The 20,196-nt window shown below is 40.5% G+C and carries 18 protein-coding genes; 6 read left to right on the plus strand and 12 right to left on the minus strand.

The window, feature by feature from the left end:
• Positions 1 to 262 precede the first annotated feature (262 nt).
• From QFZ73_RS03975 to QFZ73_RS03985, 3 genes are all read right to left on the minus strand, one after another.
• Positions 263 to 1,594, minus strand: coding sequence for an IS1182 family transposase (locus tag QFZ73_RS03975; RefSeq protein ID WP_373458907.1), 1,332 nt, complete (start codon positions 1,592 to 1,594; stop codon positions 263 to 265).
• Between the two features lie 350 nt (positions 1,595 to 1,944).
• Positions 1,945 to 3,639: a M3 family oligoendopeptidase gene (locus tag QFZ73_RS03980; protein ID WP_251427491.1), complete on the minus strand. Its 1,695-nt coding sequence runs from the start codon at positions 3,637 to 3,639 to the stop codon at positions 1,945 to 1,947.
• 227 nt (positions 3,640 to 3,866) lie between these two features.
• Positions 3,867 to 4,304: a MarR family winged helix-turn-helix transcriptional regulator gene (locus QFZ73_RS03985; RefSeq protein WP_096338325.1), complete on the minus strand. Its 438-nt coding sequence runs from the start codon at positions 4,302 to 4,304 to the stop codon at positions 3,867 to 3,869.
• Positions 4,305 to 4,460: 156 nt separating this feature from the next.
• Here QFZ73_RS03985 and QFZ73_RS03990 point away from each other — a divergent pair, with 156 nt between their 5' ends.
• From QFZ73_RS03990 to QFZ73_RS04000, 3 genes are all read left to right on the plus strand, one after another.
• Positions 4,461 to 5,981, plus strand: coding sequence for an ATP-binding protein (locus QFZ73_RS03990; protein ID WP_307263229.1), 1,521 nt, complete (start codon positions 4,461 to 4,463; stop codon positions 5,979 to 5,981).
• 52 nt (positions 5,982 to 6,033) lie between these two features.
• Positions 6,034 to 7,257, plus strand: coding sequence for an MFS transporter (locus QFZ73_RS03995; protein ID WP_307263232.1), 1,224 nt, complete (start codon positions 6,034 to 6,036; stop codon positions 7,255 to 7,257).
• 113 nt (positions 7,258 to 7,370) lie between these two features.
• Positions 7,371 to 8,102 carry a ZIP family metal transporter gene (locus QFZ73_RS04000; protein ID WP_307263235.1) on the plus strand — a complete coding sequence of 244 codons (732 nt, stop codon included), beginning with the start codon at positions 7,371 to 7,373 and terminating at the stop codon, positions 8,100 to 8,102.
• A gap of 308 nt (positions 8,103 to 8,410) precedes the next feature.
• Here the strand turns inward: QFZ73_RS04000 and QFZ73_RS04005 are convergent, their stop codons facing one another.
• Together QFZ73_RS04005 and QFZ73_RS04010 are read right to left on the minus strand one after the other, a co-directional pair.
• Positions 8,411 to 8,650, minus strand: coding sequence for an aspartyl-phosphate phosphatase Spo0E family protein (locus tag QFZ73_RS04005; RefSeq protein WP_251427482.1), 240 nt, complete (start codon positions 8,648 to 8,650; stop codon positions 8,411 to 8,413).
• Positions 8,651 to 9,464: 814 nt separating this feature from the next.
• Positions 9,465 to 11,624 (minus strand): PAS domain S-box protein, encoded by a 2,160-nt coding sequence (locus tag QFZ73_RS04010; RefSeq protein ID WP_307263240.1) that lies wholly within the window; start codon positions 11,622 to 11,624, stop codon positions 9,465 to 9,467.
• A 276-nt stretch (positions 11,625 to 11,900) separates the two neighbouring features.
• Between QFZ73_RS04010 and QFZ73_RS04015 the strand changes: the two genes are divergently transcribed.
• Together QFZ73_RS04015 and QFZ73_RS04020 are read left to right on the plus strand one after the other, a co-directional pair.
• Positions 11,901 to 12,926 carry an acyltransferase family protein gene (locus tag QFZ73_RS04015; protein ID WP_251427477.1) on the plus strand — a complete coding sequence of 342 codons (1,026 nt, stop codon included), beginning with the start codon at positions 11,901 to 11,903 and terminating at the stop codon, positions 12,924 to 12,926.
• A gap of 203 nt (positions 12,927 to 13,129) precedes the next feature.
• Positions 13,130 to 14,890, plus strand: coding sequence for a B12-binding domain-containing radical SAM protein (locus QFZ73_RS04020; protein ID WP_251428234.1), 1,761 nt, complete (start codon positions 13,130 to 13,132; stop codon positions 14,888 to 14,890).
• Between the two features lie 37 nt (positions 14,891 to 14,927).
• Here QFZ73_RS04020 and QFZ73_RS04025 read toward each other — a convergent pair whose 3' ends face one another.
• Both QFZ73_RS04025 and QFZ73_RS04030 read right to left on the minus strand, forming a co-directional pair.
• Complete coding sequence (locus QFZ73_RS04025) at positions 14,928 to 15,074, minus strand: hypothetical protein (protein WP_307263243.1); 147 nt, start codon at positions 15,072 to 15,074, stop codon at positions 14,928 to 14,930.
• Positions 15,074 to 15,232, minus strand: a complete 159-nt coding sequence (locus QFZ73_RS04030) for a hypothetical protein (RefSeq protein WP_094246584.1) — start codon at positions 15,230 to 15,232, stop codon at positions 15,074 to 15,076. Before QFZ73_RS04030 ends, QFZ73_RS04025 begins: the two co-directional genes overlap by 1 nt.
• Before the next feature lie 123 nt (positions 15,233 to 15,355).
• Between QFZ73_RS04030 and QFZ73_RS04035 the strand changes: the two genes are divergently transcribed.
• Positions 15,356 to 15,691 carry a DUF3905 domain-containing protein gene (locus tag QFZ73_RS04035; RefSeq protein ID WP_063232031.1) on the plus strand — a complete coding sequence of 112 codons (336 nt, stop codon included), beginning with the start codon at positions 15,356 to 15,358 and terminating at the stop codon, positions 15,689 to 15,691.
• Between the two features lie 70 nt (positions 15,692 to 15,761).
• Here the strand turns inward: QFZ73_RS04035 and QFZ73_RS04040 are convergent, their stop codons facing one another.
• Genes QFZ73_RS04040 through QFZ73_RS04060 form a run of 5 tightly spaced genes read right to left on the minus strand, consistent with a single transcriptional unit; the run spans position 15,762 to position 20,185 of the window.
• Positions 15,762 to 16,739, minus strand: a complete 978-nt coding sequence (locus tag QFZ73_RS04040; protein ID WP_251427468.1) for a quinone oxidoreductase family protein — start codon at positions 16,737 to 16,739, stop codon at positions 15,762 to 15,764.
• Positions 16,740 to 16,755: 16 nt separating this feature from the next.
• Complete coding sequence (locus tag QFZ73_RS04045) at positions 16,756 to 17,535, minus strand: enoyl-CoA hydratase/isomerase family protein (protein WP_251427465.1); 780 nt, start codon at positions 17,533 to 17,535, stop codon at positions 16,756 to 16,758.
• A gap of 17 nt (positions 17,536 to 17,552) precedes the next feature.
• Positions 17,553 to 18,332, minus strand: a complete 780-nt coding sequence (locus QFZ73_RS04050; RefSeq protein ID WP_251427461.1) for an SDR family NAD(P)-dependent oxidoreductase — start codon at positions 18,330 to 18,332, stop codon at positions 17,553 to 17,555.
• Positions 18,333 to 18,360: 28 nt separating this feature from the next.
• On the minus strand, positions 18,361 to 19,119 hold the full coding sequence (locus QFZ73_RS04055; protein WP_251427458.1) for a 2-phosphosulfolactate phosphatase: 759 nt from the start codon (positions 19,117 to 19,119) through the stop codon (positions 18,361 to 18,363).
• Position 19,120: 1 nt separating this feature from the next.
• Positions 19,121 to 20,185 carry a phosphotransferase family protein gene (locus QFZ73_RS04060; RefSeq protein WP_307263257.1) on the minus strand — a complete coding sequence of 355 codons (1,065 nt, stop codon included), beginning with the start codon at positions 20,183 to 20,185 and terminating at the stop codon, positions 19,121 to 19,123.
• Positions 20,186 to 20,196: the final 11 nt, after the last annotated feature.

A 20,196-nucleotide genomic window follows, 5' to 3' on the forward strand; every position in this document is an offset into this window, starting at 1 on the left:
TTTCGTCGGCTGTTTTTTCATGGGCTAACATTCTCAAATTGTGTAGTCTTAAACTCCCTGTGCATTTCTCTGTAAGGCTTAATCAGCACTTTTCATGCCCACACCAAACGTTGAAAGATATAAAAAAACGCTTGGAATAATCTCCAAGCGTTCAGTTTGTAGACAAAAGGGGTTCGGAATTAAAAAATTCTGAACCCCTTTTGAAATTCCCTTTGAATTTTCGCCTAAAGTTAAGAGATTGGGGCTCTACGAGCCCACTATGTTAGGCCATTTTTGGACCTCGCCATGTCCAATTGGCCATCTTCTTTAAATTAATGGCAGCGAAAGTAAGCATCGCCTGCATCGACAATTTTTTAAGTCCCCTTAAAGTAGTCCAACGCATACCATGCTTTTCTTTTGCATCTGCGAATACACGCTCAATCGTTTCTTTACGTTTTGCATATATAGGTTTTACATCTTGATGATGACGCAGATGATCTGCTTCTTCCACATATGTTTGCCAGATATGCCGTGTCACCACTTTTTGATATTCTTTGCTTTCTGTACACCGTGATAAAGATGAGCATGTTGTACAAATTTGTTTTGGCGATTTGTACTCGCGATAGCCCTCTTTATTTGTTGTTGAGTACTTTAAAGTTTCGCCCGAAGGGCAAAGGTAACAATCAAAATGTTCATCGTATACATAGTCCTGTTTGCGGAAAAATCCTTCTTTGGTGCGAGGACGTGTATAAGGTAAAGCCGGTATGATTTCTTTGTTAAATAGGTAGCTTGTAATCGCTGGTGTTTTATAAGCTGCATCTGCGGCAACGGCTTCCGGTTTTCCAACTTTCTCAATCACTTGTTCAACTAGTGGCTCTAAGATCTGACTGTCATGTGTATTTCCAGGTGTTACAATCGTTCCCAATACAAAACCGTTGCGGTCTGCGGCCGCGTGGAATGAATAGGCAAACTGTTTTGTTCGTTCATCTTTCACATAGTAGCCACTCTCAGAATCCGTTGTACTTTCTTTAATCTCTTTGGTCTCTTCTTTATCAAATTTATCTGGTGGAAAAGGCTTTTTTCCATGGTTTTCACGATCTTGATTGATTTCTTCTTGAAGACGTCCTTGATACGCTCGTGTTTCTTTACGAACGATTTTCTTTTCAAATTTCCGTTTATTCGCACTGGCTTTCACATGTGTGGAATCCACGAAAACGTGTTCAGCACTTATTAACTTTTTATTAGCAGCTGTCATTAAAATGCGATAGAAAATCTGTTCAAACAGGTCTGTATCTTTAAAGCGTCGCTCATAATTTTTCCCGAACGTAGAGAAATGAGGTACTTTATCATGGAAACCATAGCCTAAGAACCAACGGTAAGCCATATTGGTTTCAACTTCTTCAATCGTTTTACGCATGGAACGAATACCGAAGGTATATTGAATGAAAGTCAGTTTAACTAAAATAACTGGATCAATACTTGGGCGTCCTACCTCTGAATACATATCTTTCACCAAGTCATAAATGAAAGTGAAGTCAATGGCAGCCTCCATTTTACGAACCAAATGGTTCGGTGGCACCAGTTGATCTAAAGTAATCTCGCTGAATAGAATCATGTTTAGAAAGCATCCTCATCACCTCAAGTTTTAATACTTCTATTTTAAAACAAAAATGACTCCAGGCAAAAGTGTTCTATCTAAAAGGTAAGACAAAGTTGATTGGAACGGAAGGTACGAGACTCCTGCGGGAAAAGCGCGTCTAGGGGAGACCCCGCAGGCGAAAGCCGAGGAGGCTTCCCGACCGCCCGCGGAAAGCGAGTGCCTGGAGTGGAAATCAACGTCCAAATTGTACAAGCCATAAAAATAGACAAACTCGATTTTCATCGAGTTTGTCTACAGTCTGAACGCTTGGAATAATCTCCAAGCGTTTTCTCAAGTATTCAGTTCGTATCATACAGCCTAATATTTCATAATGCCTTATCATCTACAGTGGAGAGCCATTCGTCTATCACCTTCACTAGGGACATTACAGTCCCCTCAACAAATGGGGATTTCAGATTCGCTGATTCAACGAGATCAAGGAAAGACTTGCTGCCTCCAAGTTGGCACAGATTCAAATAATCCTCCCAAGCCGTTTCATCTTTTTCAGTCGACCTTTTCCAGAATTGGAAAGCACAAATCTGGGCCAATGTATAGTCTATATAATAAAAAGGTGATTGATAAATGTGGCTTTGCCTCTGCCAATACCCGCCATTCTCCAAGAATTCATTTCCTTCATAATCGCGATGCGGCAAGTATTCCATCTCGATCTTACGCCAAGCCTGCTTTCTTTCAACGGGGGAGGCATCAGGATTTTCATAGACAAAATGCTGAAATTCATCAACAGCTACCCCATACGGAAGGAATATGAGGGCACCGCTTAAATGGGAAAACTTATACTTTTCAGTATCTTCCTTGAAAAATAGCTCCATCCATGGCCAAGTTAAAAATTCCATGCTCATCGAATGGATTTCACACGCTTCATATGTAGGCCAATAATACTCAGGAATGTCAAGATCACGGCTGCGATACACTTGGAATGCATGACCTGCCTCATGTGTCAAAACATCTATATCCCCGGAAGTACCGTTGAAATTAGAAAAGATGAATGGAGCTTTATAGTCTTCTATAAAAGTACAATAGCCTCCGCTTTCTTTTCCTTTCTTCGCCACAAGATCCATCAGGTCATTATCTATCATATAGTTGAAAAACTGATTCGTTTCAGGCGAAAGCTCCTGGTACATCCTTTTCCCATTTTCGATGATCCATTCAGCATCGCCTTTTGGAATGGCATTACCCGTTCTGAAATGAAAATTCTCATCATAATAGTTCAGGTTCTCCAATCCAAGACGTTCGCGCTGACGTCCCTTCAGCCGGGTGACAAGCGGTACCACTTCCTCTTTCACCTGCTTGCGGAATGCAGCAACCATTTCAGCATCATAATCAGTCCTAGTCATTCGATAATACCCAAGTTCCACGAAATTCCCATAACCTAGCGCTGTCGAAATCCCATGCCTCACCTTGACAAGTTCATCGAATATACGATCCAATTCCTCCTGCTTTTCTCCAAAGAAACCGTAATATGCCTGACTTGCATTTTTCCTTAACTCGCGGTCCGATGACTCCATAAAAGGCTGAAGCTGCGCAAGTGTTAATTCTTTTCCATCAAATTGAATTTTTGCAGATGCAATTAATTGTGAATATTCACTTGATAATTTATTTTCTTTTTGCAGCTGTGTTATGATTTCGGGCGAAAAAGTTTTGAGTTGGGCCTCTGCCAGGTCAAATAGTTGAGTTCCCCATTTCGCCTCAAGCACATTACGATATTTCGAGCGAACGAGTTCATTGTAAAATTTCGAGGTTAACTCTTCCATTTCAGGGGAGAAGTCATCTAAATAATCATTTTCCGCTTTATAAAAATCATCATTGGTATCAATGGAATGCCGTATATAGACCAAATTAATCATCGTACCTACATAATTTCGAATTTCATTTATTTCTTCCATGGCTTTTATTTGCACATCAGCATTAGCGGCGTCAGTAAACTTTTGCAAAGCTTTCATGAACCGGGTTTTAATTTCATCCATTTCAGGACGTTTATATTCATACTCATTAAATTTCATATGTACGCTCCTTTTCACGATATAAAGAACATTTTTTCCTGTATAATCCAGAGAAAGTTATCCAATCGAATTGCTTTCAAGACAAATTCAACATTATCGCGGTTATCGTAATATAATATAATTCGCCACTTCGTTATTAAAAACCTTTATGTCCTCGAAACAAATTCAGGTTTTATCAGACATAAAAAAACAGCACCTGTAGTCAAATCCGGGTGCTGGTTCTTTAGCTAATTTTGAGCGGAATACCCAATCTTTTTAAGCAATTCGATCACGGTGGCCTTTTCATCTTGCGTAAGTACACTCATGATATCATCGATTCTTTTTTCGTGCTCAGGAAATACTCCTTCAATAAAGGCCTTTCCTTTATCCGTTATTTTTGCAAAGGTTACACGGCGATCCTCTTTACATGCTATTCGCTGTAGATATTCCTTCTGTTCAAGTTTATCCACGACATAGGTAATGCTGCCGCTCGCTAGCAGGATTTTTCCGCCTATTTGCTGAAGAGGCTGATCCCCTTTATGATAAAGCAATTCCAGTACTGCAAACTCAGTTGGATTCAAACCCTCTTCAGCTATATGTTTATTTACCACATCATTAATGGATCGATGAGCTCTTGACATCACAATGAACAGTTTCAAAGACTGTTGGATGTTACTATTCTCCATGACTTCACAACCTTAAAAATTTTTAATTAAAATATCTTGAATTAAAAGTTATTATATGACATTAAGACTTTTTTGTCAATCTGCCCTGTTAGTATGCACTATTGTTTAATCAATCATTTTGATATACTTGAAAAAAAAGCTAAAGTAGTGACAAACATGAAAACAAGGCATAAATTCACCACATATCTACTTATTGTTATTTTACCATTAATTATTCTCTCTATCATTTATTGGATGCATTTAGAACGTTCCATTCAAAAAGAAAGACTGGAACAAGCTGAATGGGCGGGAACGGTTTATCAAGAATACATAGATCAAGTTATCAGAGAAACAAAGGAAAACCTTGAGCTGCTTAGCCTTAGCAGTTCCGTGCTTTATATGGATGACAAAAAAACCGAACTTCTTATGAAATGGATCAAAGATACAGATTTCAAGTATGCCGGTGTATATTGGCTAAACCGCGACGGAGTTTCCATTTCAGGTACGAATAAGAATTTCAATCATCACTATTTAATTGAACAGAATGATATTGAGCGTGCAGTAAAAACTCATAAAGCCGTTGTTGTAGGAACAAAGGAGTTATATAACCCTGATTTTAATTATTTTTCCATCTTTGCTCCCATTCTGGATCATGATAAAAAAGTGCAAGGGTTTTTATTGGCACATATCAGGCTTGATCATATGGAAAAAACATTAAAAATACTCAGCCCTGGTCATACCTTTATATTGGAAACAAAGGACAAAACCCGAATCTTAGATATAAATGCCGACGGATCCACTGGACATTCAACATGGGTGGATGTTCCTATGGCAGAAGTCGATTGGACACTGTCGATCAAAGTGCCCGACAAGATTAACACAAATAACATGAATGTTTTTTTAATGCTTGTCTTTTTCACCTTCTTTTTTACTCACATGATTTATACCATCGTGGAGGAACTGATCGTTCGTAGAAATACCAAAAACCAAAAGTTACTAAACGAAAGGCAAAAAATAGATTTTGTCGGTACATTGGCTGCGAGTACTGCACATGAAATAAAAAACCCACTTACTGGCATAAAGGGGCTAGTGCAGTTACTGGTTGAAAAACACCCTGAAGAACAAGATCAGTTCTATTACTCTGTCATCATGAAGGAAATTGAACGGATCGATAGTATCGTCAGCGAATTTTTGATTTTAGGGAAGCCAATGGCCCAGACTTTATCCTTATATGATATTCGCAGTATCATTGCTGAATTGAGACCAATAATAGAATCAGAAGCACGTCATTTCAATATTGAAGTGGAATGGAATATCATAAAGGAGCCGATCCTGGTTCAATGTTCAAAGGACCAACTCAAACAAGTCATTCTCAACATTGCCAAAAACGGTTTCGAGGCCATGGAAGTTGGGAAAAAGTTAAGGATTCGAATTCACCATGAAAATGAATGGGCTAAAATCATGATCATCGACACCGGGCAAGGACTGAATGAAAAAGATATAGGTAAAGTGTTCGATCCCTTCTATACATCGAAAAAGGAAGGAACGGGATTAGGGCTATTTGTGTGTAAACGAATAATTGAATCTTTTAACGGTACCATCGGGTTTTCAAGTAAACCTCTGAATGGTACAACCGTTACAATCAGCTTACCGCTGATAAAAGACCAAGGTGTCATGCATACGGTGCATGCTTCTTGAATCTATTTATGGAATAGGTAAAATTCTTAATCAGGAAGAAGGAAATATACAGATGGGAAGTATCGCTGCCATTAAAACAAAACCGCAAAAACAAGATATGACTCTGAAAATCATGATCATCATAGGCATATGCCATTTAATGAATGATTCTCTTCAGGCCGTCGTACCGGCCATGTTCCCAATCCTCGAAAAATCAATGTCGCTAACGTATACACAGCTGGGGATGATTGCATTCTGCCTGAATATCGTCTCATCGCTCCTGCAACCGGCAGTTGGGTTCTATACGGATAAAAAGCCGTTTCCATATGCATTGCCCATTGGGTTGACCAGTACTTTAATCGGGGTCATCATTCTCGCAATTGCCCCAAACTATACCATTATCCTTGGTGCAGTCATCTTGATGGGCTTAGGGTCAGCCATATTCCATCCGGAAGGCTCCAGGGTTGCCTACATGGCAGGCGGACCAAAGAGAGGCCTGGCACAATCAATTTATCAGGTCGGCGGGAATAGCGGGCAGGCACTAGCCCCACTCATCACAGCCATCGTACTTGTTCCTTTTGGTCAAAAAGGAGCACTCTGGTTTGCCCTGGTTGCCTTAATGGCAGTTATCTTATTGCTGTATATTGCCAAGTGGTATTCCCAAAAATTAGTTCACTTCCAGCCTAAAAAGCTTGCTGCAAAAATAGTCAATAAAGAGCGGTTCCATAATGTGGCCAAAGCCCTGGTATTGATTTTATTCATAATCTTTGCCCGTTCCTGGTATGTATCGTGCATGACGAACTTTTATAGTTTTTATTTGATCGAGCAGTATTCATTCACGATAAAATCTGCACAATTTTTCCTATTTGCCTTTTTAGCCGCTGGTGCTGTAGGTACATTTTTCGGAGGTCCGCTTGCGGATAGATTCGGTCGCAAAAATGTCATTTTCTTTTCTTTCGCTGCCAGTATGCCAATAACCGCACTTTTACCATTCGTACCTCCTACGACCGCTTTTATCTTATTATTGATGGCGGGATTCATTATAATGAGCAGTTTTTCAGTCACTGTAATATACGCACAGGAATTGGTCCCGGGAAAAGTCGGGACGATGGCAGGCTTGACTGTAGGGTTAGCCTTTGGAATGGGTGCCATTGGATCCGTTTCATTGGGAGCCATTGCAGATATAATTGGAATCGAATCCATGATTAAGCTAGTGGGATTCCTGCCATTACTGGGGATCATCAGCATATTGCTACCGACTGATCTAACATTGAAAAAATGGTATGCAGAAGAATGATGCAAAATGGTTTTTTCCTGGAACATATTCTTTATGTCAAAATACAATAAATTATTGTTTCGCCCAAAATTTCACAAACAAGTAATGATAAGTACCTTACAAAGGAGAAATTTATGAGTGGTGTTTTGTTAGGCAGCATCCTATCTGCTATGTCTACAGGGTTTGGTGCGTTACCGATCTTGTTCATTCAAGGTTCAATCACACATCGATTCAGAGACACGCTTCTGGCATTTACCGCTGGGATCATGATGGCTGCTTCGTTATTGAGCCTGATCCCGGAGTCTCTGGCGACCGGAGGGTATATCCAGCTAGTAATTGGGGTTTTTCTCGGGGTAATGACATTAACGATCATGGAACAAAACATTCCCCATATCGATCTCAGCCATACCAAAAATGGTATTCAGTTCGATGAAAAGGCTTTGCTCATCATCACTGCCATTACACTCCATAATATTCCTGAGGGTCTTTCTGTCGGGGTCAGTTACGCCTCTGATACAGCTGATACAGGTAACTTGATCGCTTTTGCCATCGGCCTGCAAAATGCTCCGGAAGGCTTACTAGTCGCCTTGTTTTTAATTAATCAAAAAATCGGTAAACTCACAGCGTTCCTGATAGCAACCTTAACCGGTACCATCGAGATAATTACGGGCTTAATGGGTTATTATTTAACCTCTTACATTGGGTTCCTGGTTCCATACGGCCTAGCTTTCGCCGCCGGGGCCATGCTTTTCATCGTTTATAAGGAATTGATTCCTGAAAGCCATGGGGATGGTAATGAACGCACATCCACCTATTCCTTCATTGTCGGCCTTTTGTTCATGGTAATATTATTGGACGTTTTGTAATTACCGAACTTCCATGGCTGGCTCCATCAAGTGAGTCAGCTCTTACTTTTTAGTTATCAGTGTAATCCATTCAGAAAAATTAAGACTTCTCAACCAATCCCGATGAATGAAGGACACCTTCTGGTGGTCTCCCCTCGATATATCCCTCAAAACCCTTAGGAAAATCAAAAGATATATTCTTGTGTATATGAGTCTTTCTTTAATTGTTTTCATGAAATGTTTGAAAAGGTTCATTCACCAGAAATCGGATAAAGGTGAATGTCTCCCTGCCTGCTAATTTAAAAAGTCATGCATGCATTCATTCCCCTTTAAAATGTAATGTCATCATTAAAGGGCTGCTGTACAATAACAACCATTTCTTCTCGCTTATTTCTCACTTCCGGTGAATGATGTTGAAGGATCAAATACTCATTTATTAGTTTATCAAGCTGCTCGCTTTGGCGAAGGGTATACTCATGACCTAGTCCATACATTTTGGCCAACTCCATCATTTCCCAACGCTTCATTCGAATCTCAGAACAAATTTCCGTTGCACACCTAGAATTCATAACTACATTCACTACTCCTGCCCTTTTAAAGTTACATTATAATAAAGAAGTATTACAAAATATGCCTTATATGTAAATAGATTCGCAAAAAAAGACAAAACTTCTTAAATTGCGATATGGCTTTGTCCATCAGCAGACAGGATATGACGGAAATTTCTAAGCATAAGCATCTTATATTGATTAGGAAGATTTCATATGAAGACACTCCGAAAATCGCTTAGAAAGATCCCCCAATTTGGATGTTATTATTAGTTTCCGCTTAATTAATTCGGCAGCTACCCAAAAAGCAAATGATTTTTCAATGATTTAAAAGAAGGACAGCCCCTTAAATGAAAACAAAAATGTTTATCATAGTTATAACCTCAATATTATTCCCAGGATAATGATGGAACAAAAAAGGAATCCAATAAAGGATTCCCCAGACTGTAGAATAACTGAAGAAAAGCCAGTTTGCCTGCAGTTTTTTTAAATTAGTACTATTTGTCCACTCCAGGCACTCGTTTTTTGCGGGCGGTCCGGGATCCTCCTCGTCTTGCGCCTGCGGGGTCTCCCTTGGACGCGTTTTTCCCGCAGGAGTCTCGGCTAGCCAGTTATTCCTCAGGTGTGTCCCAAATTCTTTCAATCTATTAAGGGCTTCATCTGTAGAAAATAGTAAAAAACAAAGTTTTCTTTTAAAATGATGTTTTGGGAATAGAGAACAATCCGAACCCCTTTTTGTCGATAATAGGGGGAATCCAATAAAGGACCCCATTAACTAATGAAATATCCATGCTTTCCGTTAACTTAAGAAAGGTACAGAGCACCCCCTTCTAAATTACTCGAATGGCAAATAAATATGAAAGCTCGTCCCTTTTCCCACTTTGCTTTCCACTTCTATATAGCCATTGTGCTCTTCAATGATTTTATAGCTGACCATGAGCCCCAGCCCGGTTCCCCTATCCTTCGTCGTATAAAAAGGTTCACCCAATTTTTTTAGCATTTCCGTTGAAATCCCCATGCCTTGGTCGGTAATTGAAATGCAAACGGATTTCTCTGAAAATCGGCTTGTTTTAATGTGAACAGATCCGCCATCCGGCATGACTTCCAATGCATTTTTGATAATGTTAATGAACACTTGCTTTAACTGATTCGCTTCACATAAAACCTTAAATTCATCTTCTTGAAAGTCTGTCTCGAATTGAATATTTTCCAACAGCGCCTGAGCGGCCATTAATTCTAGTGTCTCTTTCAATATGGTATGAACATCCTGTTTGAAAATTTTTAGCGCCTGCGGCTTTGCCAGTACCAAAAATTCCGTGATAATGGTTTCGATTCGCTTAATTTCGGATGTAATCACATGAAAATATGTGGAAAACTCCCCTTTAACACCATCCTCAAGCAACTGGATAAAACCTTTTAAGGCTGTCATAGGATTCCTGATTTCGTGAGCGATTCCGGCAGCCAGTTCACCAACGACATTCAAAGTATCCGATTTTCGAATTTGTTCCTGCATTTCGAGATTTTTACTCACATCACGGAAAATGCTTAAATTCAGGTTCGAATATAAATTTTTCCTCGTCAAAAATTCAATATGCTTAACTCTCCCATCTTCGAATGTTATCGGAATGATGGAAGAGTAGACCTCATGCTTATAAACATTTTCAATGTGAGCGTTCAAGGCAGAAGCATTTTCAGGAATTTTTTCGATGAATTCCTTTACAGATAAAGAGAGCAGTTTACGCTTCGAAATCTCCAATATTCTCTGACCCGCTTCATTAATATCCGTGAACCCTTCATGATTCCATAAAATCAAGCCGTCTAATGTTCCCTCAAAAATCTTCCTGAACTTCTTCTCACTATCCCTTAATTCCTTCTCAATCAGCCAGCGTTCACTGACATTTCGAAAAATCGTTACGTTATATCCGTCACCTTCATGTTTTTTGGCAGTCAATTCAAGCAATTTAATTTGGTTATTAGGCATTTTATAAATCAGCTCACCCCGCACCTGGGTGTCTCTTTTAAACGTTTCCATCATCTGACCAAAATGGTGATTATTGCTGTACACGTATTTCCAGATATAACTGCCTATCAAATCCTCTCTGCTGGACTCGAATATTTTACATGCTGAATGATTGACCCGAAAAATGATCCCGTCATCATTCCAGAATATGATCGCATCCATGGACTGATCGAATAATTCCGCAAAAATCCGTTCGCTCGTCTCTAACTTTTTTTCTATTATATTTGATTCAGTAATTCTTCGAAGCACCGACATATATAATTCATTTCCTACCGTTGAACTTATTGAAAAAGTAAAATGATGCAGTTCATCCCCAACCTTTATCTCTACCTCTCCTTTGAAGTTCGACTCATCAAAGGCTCTTTGTATGCTCTCCTCCCAATATCCCCTATAATCCGGGGATATGAGGTCCCTCATATTCTTACCGACAATCTCTTTTTTCGGGATGCCCAAGACATGGATAAAGGCATGGTTCACTTCCATTATTATTCCTGAACTGTCGAATAGGACGATGCTTTCTATGGCTGTATCGAAAATGTCCAAAAACATCTGCCTTGACATCCTTGTTTCCCTTGACGAAGAAACATCCAATGTCACATCCCACAAACGATAGAACTGCTGTCCCTCGGTAAGTGAGCCTATACGTATAAACTCTATTTGCTTAAGGGCTCCGGTATGTAGCTGGATAATTTGCCTTTCACTTTCATTAGAGGTTTTTAGGGAACTTGACACTTCCTGGTTATTTAATGGGCTGACATCGAGAAAATCAGTTATCTTCATGGACTCCAGCTGATCTTTCGCTGTTTCCAATAGGGCACAAGCTGCATCATTGGCATAAGTGAGACGCAGTTCCTCATCAACCCTAATAAAAGGTTCTGACATCGAATTGAAAATGTTCAAGAACCCTTCGATCTGTTTATTCAATTTTAAAATTTCCTTTTTATATTCCGTTTCATTCTCATAACCGATATTCATATTAACCCCCCTCATCAAAACCCATACTTACCAACTTAATTCGACATCCATCTTGATTTTCCTCGGTATGTTTCGAAAATCGGCAAAATCATATAATTCCAAAATTTCACTATATATCAAATTATAGTATATTGAATGCTATAAAACTTAGCGTTAAGCTTAATTTAAGGTTTTTATAATATATTTAATAAATATTGATTTCGTACAAGGTATTTAGGGTATAAGTAATAACAATGCTTTCTAGCTACCTTAAAAATTTATTAAATGGAGGCAACAATGAAACAACGTGATTTTTTCTTCGATAACGCCAAGTTCATTCTCATGGCTTTTGTCGTCTTTGGACATTTGCTGAATACGTATATACATGACAGTGAAACGATATATGCTTTATATAAAACCATTTATTCCTTTCACATGCCTGCCTTTATCCTTGTTTCAGGGTTCTTTGCGAAAGGTTTTTATCAAAAAGGGTATTTAGGTAAAATTACTAAAAAACTGATTTTACCCTACATCATTTTCCAATTGATATATACCGTTTACTATTATTTCTTATATGAGCGTTCTGCCATCACTGTAGACCTGCTTGACCCCCAATGGTCGCTATGGTTCTTGATCAGTTTATTTTGTTGGAACATCATGCTGCTTGGTTTCTCAAAGCTAAATCCATCAGTAGGCATAGGTTTATCATTTTTAATCGCATTATTGATTGGATATATTGACAATATCTCCAATTACCTTAGTCTCTCCAGGACATTCGTTTTTTTCCCGATGTTTTTGATCGGGTACCATTTAAGCAAGGAACATTTAAAAAAACTATTCACTCCCAAAGTTCGTTTGGCTTCAATTAGTGTCATGTTAGTGATTTTTATCGGTTTTTATTTAAATACCGATATCAATTATAAATGGCTGCTCGGTTCGAAACCATATGCCGAACTTGAAGATGCGACAATCGTGTCCATGTTTAAACGCCTGGGATTTTATGGATTGAGCATAATTTCAGTGTTCAGCTTCCTGTCGTTTATCCCACGCGGACAATATTTCTTTACGAATTGGGGTAAACAAACCCTTTATGTGTATCTTCTGCATGGTTTCTTCATTCGGTTCTTCCGTGAAAGCACCATACAGGAATACTTCAGCAATACAGAAAGCTTCATCATGCTTGCCGGCCTCTCTTTCTTGATTACCGTGTTATTATCAAGTGAAATGATCGCTACCATGGCACAGCCGATAATCGAATTGAAGGCGACCAAAACAAAACGTTTCATGACTAAAACGAAAGAGTATATTAAACAAGCTTTTTAAATAAAACGGATGAAGCATTTTCTGCTTTATCCGTTTTTTTAAAGTCCATTTCATTTCGACTTTCAAGCTGAAAAGATTTCCCTTCAATACCATAACTCATTTTTCAAATGGAGCACGCTATGGTAAAATTACTCGTTAGTGCTTGTTGGCTTAAAAAGACATGTACACGAAAGGAGCCAGGCGTTTCTTTTACGCCCTTTAACATGAATATAATAATCAGTACTCTTAACGCAAAATATATCCATACATCGCTATCTATCCGATATTTAAAAGCTTATGCCCAGCCAGATTATGATGTACAGCTGGCAGAATATACGATAAAAGATCCAATTATGAACATAGTTGGTGACCTTCATTCCAAAAAACCTGATGTCATAGGGTTCAGCTGCTATATTTGGAATATCGAGGAAACAATGAAAGTTGTAGCCATGCTGAAGAAGATCAATCCAGAATTGGTTATCATTCTCGGCGGACCTGAAGTCACCTATGATGTTGGGGAATGGCTTGATCAGATTCCCGGGGCTGATTTCATCGTAATAGGCGAAGGTGAAGTCACCTTCAAGGCCCTTTTATCTGAAATTGAGGGTTCGAATGACTATAAGAAGATCGGCGGCATTGCGTTTCGACAGGATGGAAAAAAAATCATCCAGCCTCAGAACGGCAAGGTGGATTTGAAATCCCTCCCTTCTCCATATCGTTTGGAGGAAGACCGTGGCGACCTCTCTAAACGTGTCACCTATATCGAAACTAGCCGAGGGTGCCCGTTCAGCTGCCAATTTTGCCTTTCATCGATTGAAGTGGGTGTCAGGTATTTTGATCGTGAAAAGATTAAAGAAGATATCAGGTACCTTATGGCTAATGGTGCAAAGACCATTAAGTTCGTTGACCGAACCTTCAATATTAGCCGAAGCTATGCCATGGAAATGTTTCAATTCTTAATCGATGAACATCTTCCCGGTGTAGTTTTCCAGTTCGAGATTACGGCGGACATCATGCGTCCGGAAGTTATCCAGTTCTTGAACGATAATGCCCCTGCTGGACTGTTCCGCTTTGAAATAGGTGTACAATCGACGAATGATCATACGAATGATCTAGTAATGAGAAGGCAGAATTTCGAAAAACTGACCAGAACCGTGACCATGGTAAAAGAAGGGCAGAAAATAGATCAGCATTTAGACCTTATTGCCGGTTTACCAGAAGAAGATTATCATTCTTTCAGAAAGACTTTCAATGATGTTTTCGAGCTCAGACCCGAAGAGATGCAGCTTGGTTTCTTAAAGATGCTTCGTGGCACTGGCTTACGGATACGTGCCGATGAACACCAATATATATACAGCGAACATGCTCCCTATGAAATCCTGGGAAATGATGTTTTGTCCTTTGATGACATTGTCCGTATTAAACAAGTTGAAGATGTCCTTGAAAAATACTGGAACGATCATAGAATGGATCATACAACTGAATATCTTGTAAAAACGGTATTTCAATCACCATTCGACTTCTTTCAAGATTTCGGTACCTATTGGGATGCACAAGGGTGGTCACGAATAGGACACCAGCTAGAAGACTTGTTCAGACGTTTACAGCAGTTTTTGGCTTCCCGGGAATCTGCTGAACTGAAAAACATTATCGGACTCATGAAATTGGATTATTTTATGAATCAAAAATACAAACCACGTAAACCTTGGTGGGAAGCTTCATTAGATAAAAATGGGCGGAAAGAGATATATGAAGTTATTCTGAATAAGCCCGAGCGGCTTGGTTCCTCTTTCACAGCTTTGGCACTTAATGAAAAAGAAATACACAAACACACATTGCTCGAGGCACTTCCCTTTGATTTGGAAACGTATTTAGCTGAGGGAACAATCGTCGAGAAACCATCGTTCATGCTTGCCTATTTCGATCCGAGTGGTAAGGGCTCAACGATTTTCCCTCTCTCAAAATCCGGTAGCATCATTTTTTAAGAATAAGGACGGACCCAAGAATTGGGTCCGTCCTTATTTACTTATCACTATCACGTTTTTTATTTTCTTTTGCCAAAATTTCATAAATTTTGGTTGCGTTCATATCGCCGCGGAATTCAATTCCAAATTCAGTTCGTACATGTTTTTCCACCTTTTCCTGGCTGTTCTGTTTTTCTTTATCCATTAACTTCTTCCTTTTCTGCCTTGCTTTGAATTACGGTTGGCACCTTTCATTGCGTTTTCCTCCATTGCGAACTCATTGGAAAATTCATTTTCAGCTTGGTTTCTTTTTGGCGTTTTACTTGCTTTGACAGCACCATCCACATTGGCTTTCCGTTTCATTTCATCCACCCTTTTTAATATAGTTTACATTTTAGAATGGGGTAAAAACGCCTAAAATTATTCAGGGATAATATAGGGACAAACGAGAAAAATAACCGTAAAACGAAAAGGGAGACACTCTATATGAAAAAGAAATTGGATTCACCCATTGTCGACGATACACAACCACACCAAATTAACGCACCAAGCTTTAAAGGAACCGGCATAAAACCACAGGCTCCATTCGTCAATGATTATGGAGTCGTCATTGGCGACAGTAAATATGCATCTGAAAACTCACCACTCGAAAATTGGAGCGAAGATACAGACCCGGAAATCATGGCTGGAGACGAATGGATACACCCCACCAATGATATAGGGTGGAATTCAACTGAAAACCGCGAACTGTTAGAGGCTAAAAAGGCGCCGCAGCCACCTTTCATGCATCCCGATAAAGATGTTAGCACGGATACGGATTGAGTTGTTCCAGAAGGTCAAATCACAGTGAAATCTCATTAACCTACAAGGGGGCATCATATACCCCTTATTCTCATTTAACCTGCAAAATCAACTTCCCTTTCGTTTGACGGGCGTTCATTTCCTCATGAACGGCTGCTGCCTTTTCAAATGGGTAGATGCCGCCGATAGTTAGCTTAAGCTCCCCAGATGCGACGTAAGAAAAAAGGTCTTCAATGCTAGGCAACAGCAAATCTGAGTGTTTCATGATCTGTGGCAGGAAAAAACCTACGACGCTTTGATTGCGCCTCATTAATTGCTGCGGGTTCATCGTATAAGGCTTACGACTGGCATTTCCAAAAACAACAAGACGTCCAAATGGAGCCAAACATTTCAATGTTTTATTGAAAATATCCCCTCCGGCCATTTCCAGCGCCACGTCTACTCCCTTTCCTCCCGTGACGTCACGGACTTTCATTTCCCATCCTTCTTTCGTGTAATCGATAATTTCATCTGCCCCCATCTCTTTAGCCAGTTCCAATTTTTCCACTGTGCTGGCGGTGGCTATCACTTTTCCAGCCCCGAAGATTTTGGCTAACTGTACGGCAATCGTTCCCACTCCACCTGCAGCGGCATGGACCAATACTGTTTCCCCCTGTTGCATGCGTCCCATTGTCTTTAGAATATGATAGGCGCTCAGACCTTGAAGGGGCAGTGCAACAGCTTCTTGGAACTGAATGGTATCAGGAAGCGGAATGGCCGAGAATTCATCTGATAGGACATATTCTGAATATCCACCCGATTCAATTAAACTCACCACCCTTGTACCAGGTTTGATTTTGGTCACCTTTCCACCAACTTCCACCACGACGCCAGCCACTTCCGCACCTGGAATGAACGGAAGCGGAGTAGGTACTACATATTGCCCTTCCCTTCTGGCCGTATCTGCATAATTGACGCCGACACAATCAATCTCAATCAGAACTTCATGCCCAGTTGGCACGGGTCTTTCCATTTCAGTCACTTTCAGTACTTCCGGTCCGCCGTATTCTTCAAAATGAATGGCTCTCATCTTTATCCCTCCCTTATTAATTTCCAGTAAATTCCGGTTTTCTTTTCTCTTTGAATGCTGCAACTCCCTCCAGGTGATCTTCTGTGGAAGCCATCAAGGTTTGCGTGATACGTTCCTGTTCTAGTATTTCATCAAGTGTAGCCGTAAATGAATGGCTAACGAGCTTTTTCATCATCCCATATGCTTTTGTCGGTCCATTTGCCAGCTTTTCCGCAAGTTTCAATGATTCCTCTTCAAGTTGATTGAGAGGATATATATAATTAATGACACCTAACTGGTATAAGCGTTCCGCAGAAATTGGCTCGGCTGAAAAGAAGAGCTGCTTTGCAAGGTGTGGCCCTACTAATTTAGGTAAAAAATACGAGCCCCCTCCATCAGAGATCAGGCCTACCTGTGAAAAACTCATGGCAAATTGACTATCATCGGAAGCCACGATCATATCACAAGCGAGTGCCAAATTGAATCCGGCCCCTGCCGCAAATCCATGGACGGCTGCGATTACGGGAACATCAGAGGCATCCAGAGCCAATATGCATTCGTTCATTCTGCCAACATGATCATACAATTGACCTGCAGAAGCCTTCCCCATTGACTTAACGTCTCCTCCTGCAGTGAATGACCTTCCCGCCCCTTTGATGATGACTGCCCTTATATGTGGTGTTTGTTTTACATCCTTGATCGCTTTCGTTAAGCTTGCAATCATATCCGGACTAAATGCATTCAAACTTTCAGGACGATTCAAAGTCAGGATCATTACATTATCGATTACTTCTTTCAATAAGTGTTCTTTTAACATTTACCCATCCCCTTTTTCTATTTGATCAACCAGCCGCCATCCACCAATAAATCCGTCCCAGTCATATAGGAAGCCTCCTGGGAAGCAGCAAAGGTAATGACATTACTTATTTCCTCCGCTTTCCCCACTCTTTCCAGTGCCGTGTTCCGTTGAATGGACTTTACGAATTTTTCATTTTGCAATCCATCCTCCGTCAATGGCGTTTCAATGAATCCCGGTGATACGGAATTGACCCGAATGCCGACTGGAGCAAGTTCCAGTGCCAATGATTTCGTTAAACTGATGACTCCAGCTTTAGCAGAGCTATAATGCGGGATGAATGCCCCTGCCTGATGCCCTGACAGTGAAGCCACATTCACGATTGCCCGATTGATGGAGCCTTCATCTCCACTGCCCGCACCTTCTTCCATCACTTTCCCCAAGTACTTGGAAACTAGAAAGACACTTTTCAAATTGACATGTTGAATCATATCCCAATCAGCTGCAGACGTATCCAAGAGCTTCGAGGACTTTGATCCACCTGCGTTATTGATTAAAATGTGAAGGTCACGATATTGTTCCTTCACATACATGGCCAGCTCTATTACATCTTCCTCGACGGTAACATCTGCAGGGAAAATGTCGGCCACTGGAATCGTGTGCCTCGCATTGATTTCTGCAGCCGCATCCTCCAGTTTTCCTTTCGTCCGCCCTACCAACAACACTTTTGCCCCTTCGTCAGACAAGCGCATCGCTGTAGCTTTCCCAATACCAGAGCCTGCACCTGTCACTACCGCTATTGACTGTGAAAACCTCATCCCCTTCACTCCTTATCTGGATTTTGAACTACGTTTCCTGCCTTTTCAATTCAGCTTCGATCCTTCCATCCACCAACTCTGGGACAATATCCAACGAACCTTTTTGCACCGCCAATTCCAAATCGGCGATCAAACTATGTTTGTCAAACAACTGTCCGACATATGATGATTTCAGGATATCAAAGGCATTTTCGCTATTCGTACGATAAAGCGCATTCGCAGCCTTTGCTGCATCGTTGAGTACGAACGAGCCTTGCGATCCAGCAATCAGGCAATCTATCAAATGACCTGCACCGTAAAAGTCTTCCAGACTGAATTCACCTGAATTTCCCGAACAAACGATGATGATCGTTTCTGTTTTATGATGTTTTTTTATTTTTTCCGCAACAGACGGATTATTCAACAAAGATGCGATATAAACCTTTTTGGCAGCTGCTGAATTTCTCAACGCAACCGTTCCGTTAGTAGTGGAGAGTATTAATGTTTTACCGCGTACCAACTTACTCAATAGCGTTGGACTTGGATACATTAAATCATCAACCGGCTTTGCTTTTAGTTCCCCTGCCACTATGGAATCCCCATGGTCCAATTCCTGGCTTTTCACCAAGGCATCCACTGGATCCATGACCGGTATCACCTGGCGTGCTCCATCATGAAGTGCTGAAATAATAGTTGTTGTCGCTAATAACACATCCAGGATGACAGCAACTTTCTCCCCTTCTTGAAGCTTTTCCCCATCTATCTCTTCTTTTTTTAGTAGCAAATGAATGTTTTGTATATATTCCATTTTATTGAACTTCCTTCGCAGCTACATTTGCAGCATGAGTGAGTAAGCTTTTAACCGTTTTTCCGAGATTGGAAAAACGGGGATCATTAGTCTGGCCTTTTTTATATCGATAATAGATTTGCTGAAGGATGACAGCTAACTTAAAGTAACCAAAGGTTAAATAAAAATCGACGTTGGAAACATCCCTGCCACTTCTTGCTGCATAAGTCTCGATAAATTCCCTTCGTGTCAGGAAACCAGTTAAAGTCGTGACGGACGCTTGACCAACACCGATTTTGATAAGTTCCGGGTCACCGCTTTCCGTCCAGTAGCTTAAAGCCACTCCTAGATCGGCTAGCGGATCACCAACGGTGGACATTTCCCAATCAAATAAACCAACCATCTCTGTAAGGTCCTGGTTAAACATGGCATTATTGACCTTATAGTCATAATGGATAATTGAAGTCTGGCTATATTTCGGGATATTCTGTTGAAAATAATCGATAAGCGGACGAATTTCCTTGATTTCATCTGTCTTTGCTCTCCCGTAGCGGGAAATCCATCCGCGTACCTGTCTTTCAATGAACCCTTCAGGTTTGGAAATTTCCACCAACCCTGTTTTCTCATAGGGAATCGAGTGAAGATCAGCAAGCCGATTGACCATGACATAAGAAAGCTGTCGGCACTTTTCAACTGTAGGCTCGATTCCCTTGGGAAATTCGGTATCTATTACAATTCCATGTTTCCTTTCCATTAGGAAAAAAGGGGCCCCCGCAATCGATTCATCATCCGAGAACAGAATGGGCTCGGGAGCTGTTTCAAAATATGGGTTGATTGAGGTAAGGATATGATGCTCACGCTTCATATCATGTGCCTTTGGAGCAACAGGGCCATGCGGCGGCCTTCTGAGAACAGCCTCCCACTCACCAATTTTGAGTTGATAGGTCAAATTGGAATAGCCCGTTGAAAATTGTTGCAATTCTAACGGTTCATTTGGAAGGTCCAATACATTTTTTCTTAGGAAACCTTCTAATGCACCAATATCCAGTTCCTCGCCGGGCCGAACAGGAATCGTATCGTCAACCATGTTCTTCCACT

Origin of the sequence: Peribacillus sp. V2I11 (genome assembly GCF_030817135.1) — a bacterium.
GTDB classification, from domain to species: domain Bacteria; phylum Bacillota; class Bacilli; order Bacillales; family DSM-1321; genus Peribacillus; species Peribacillus simplex.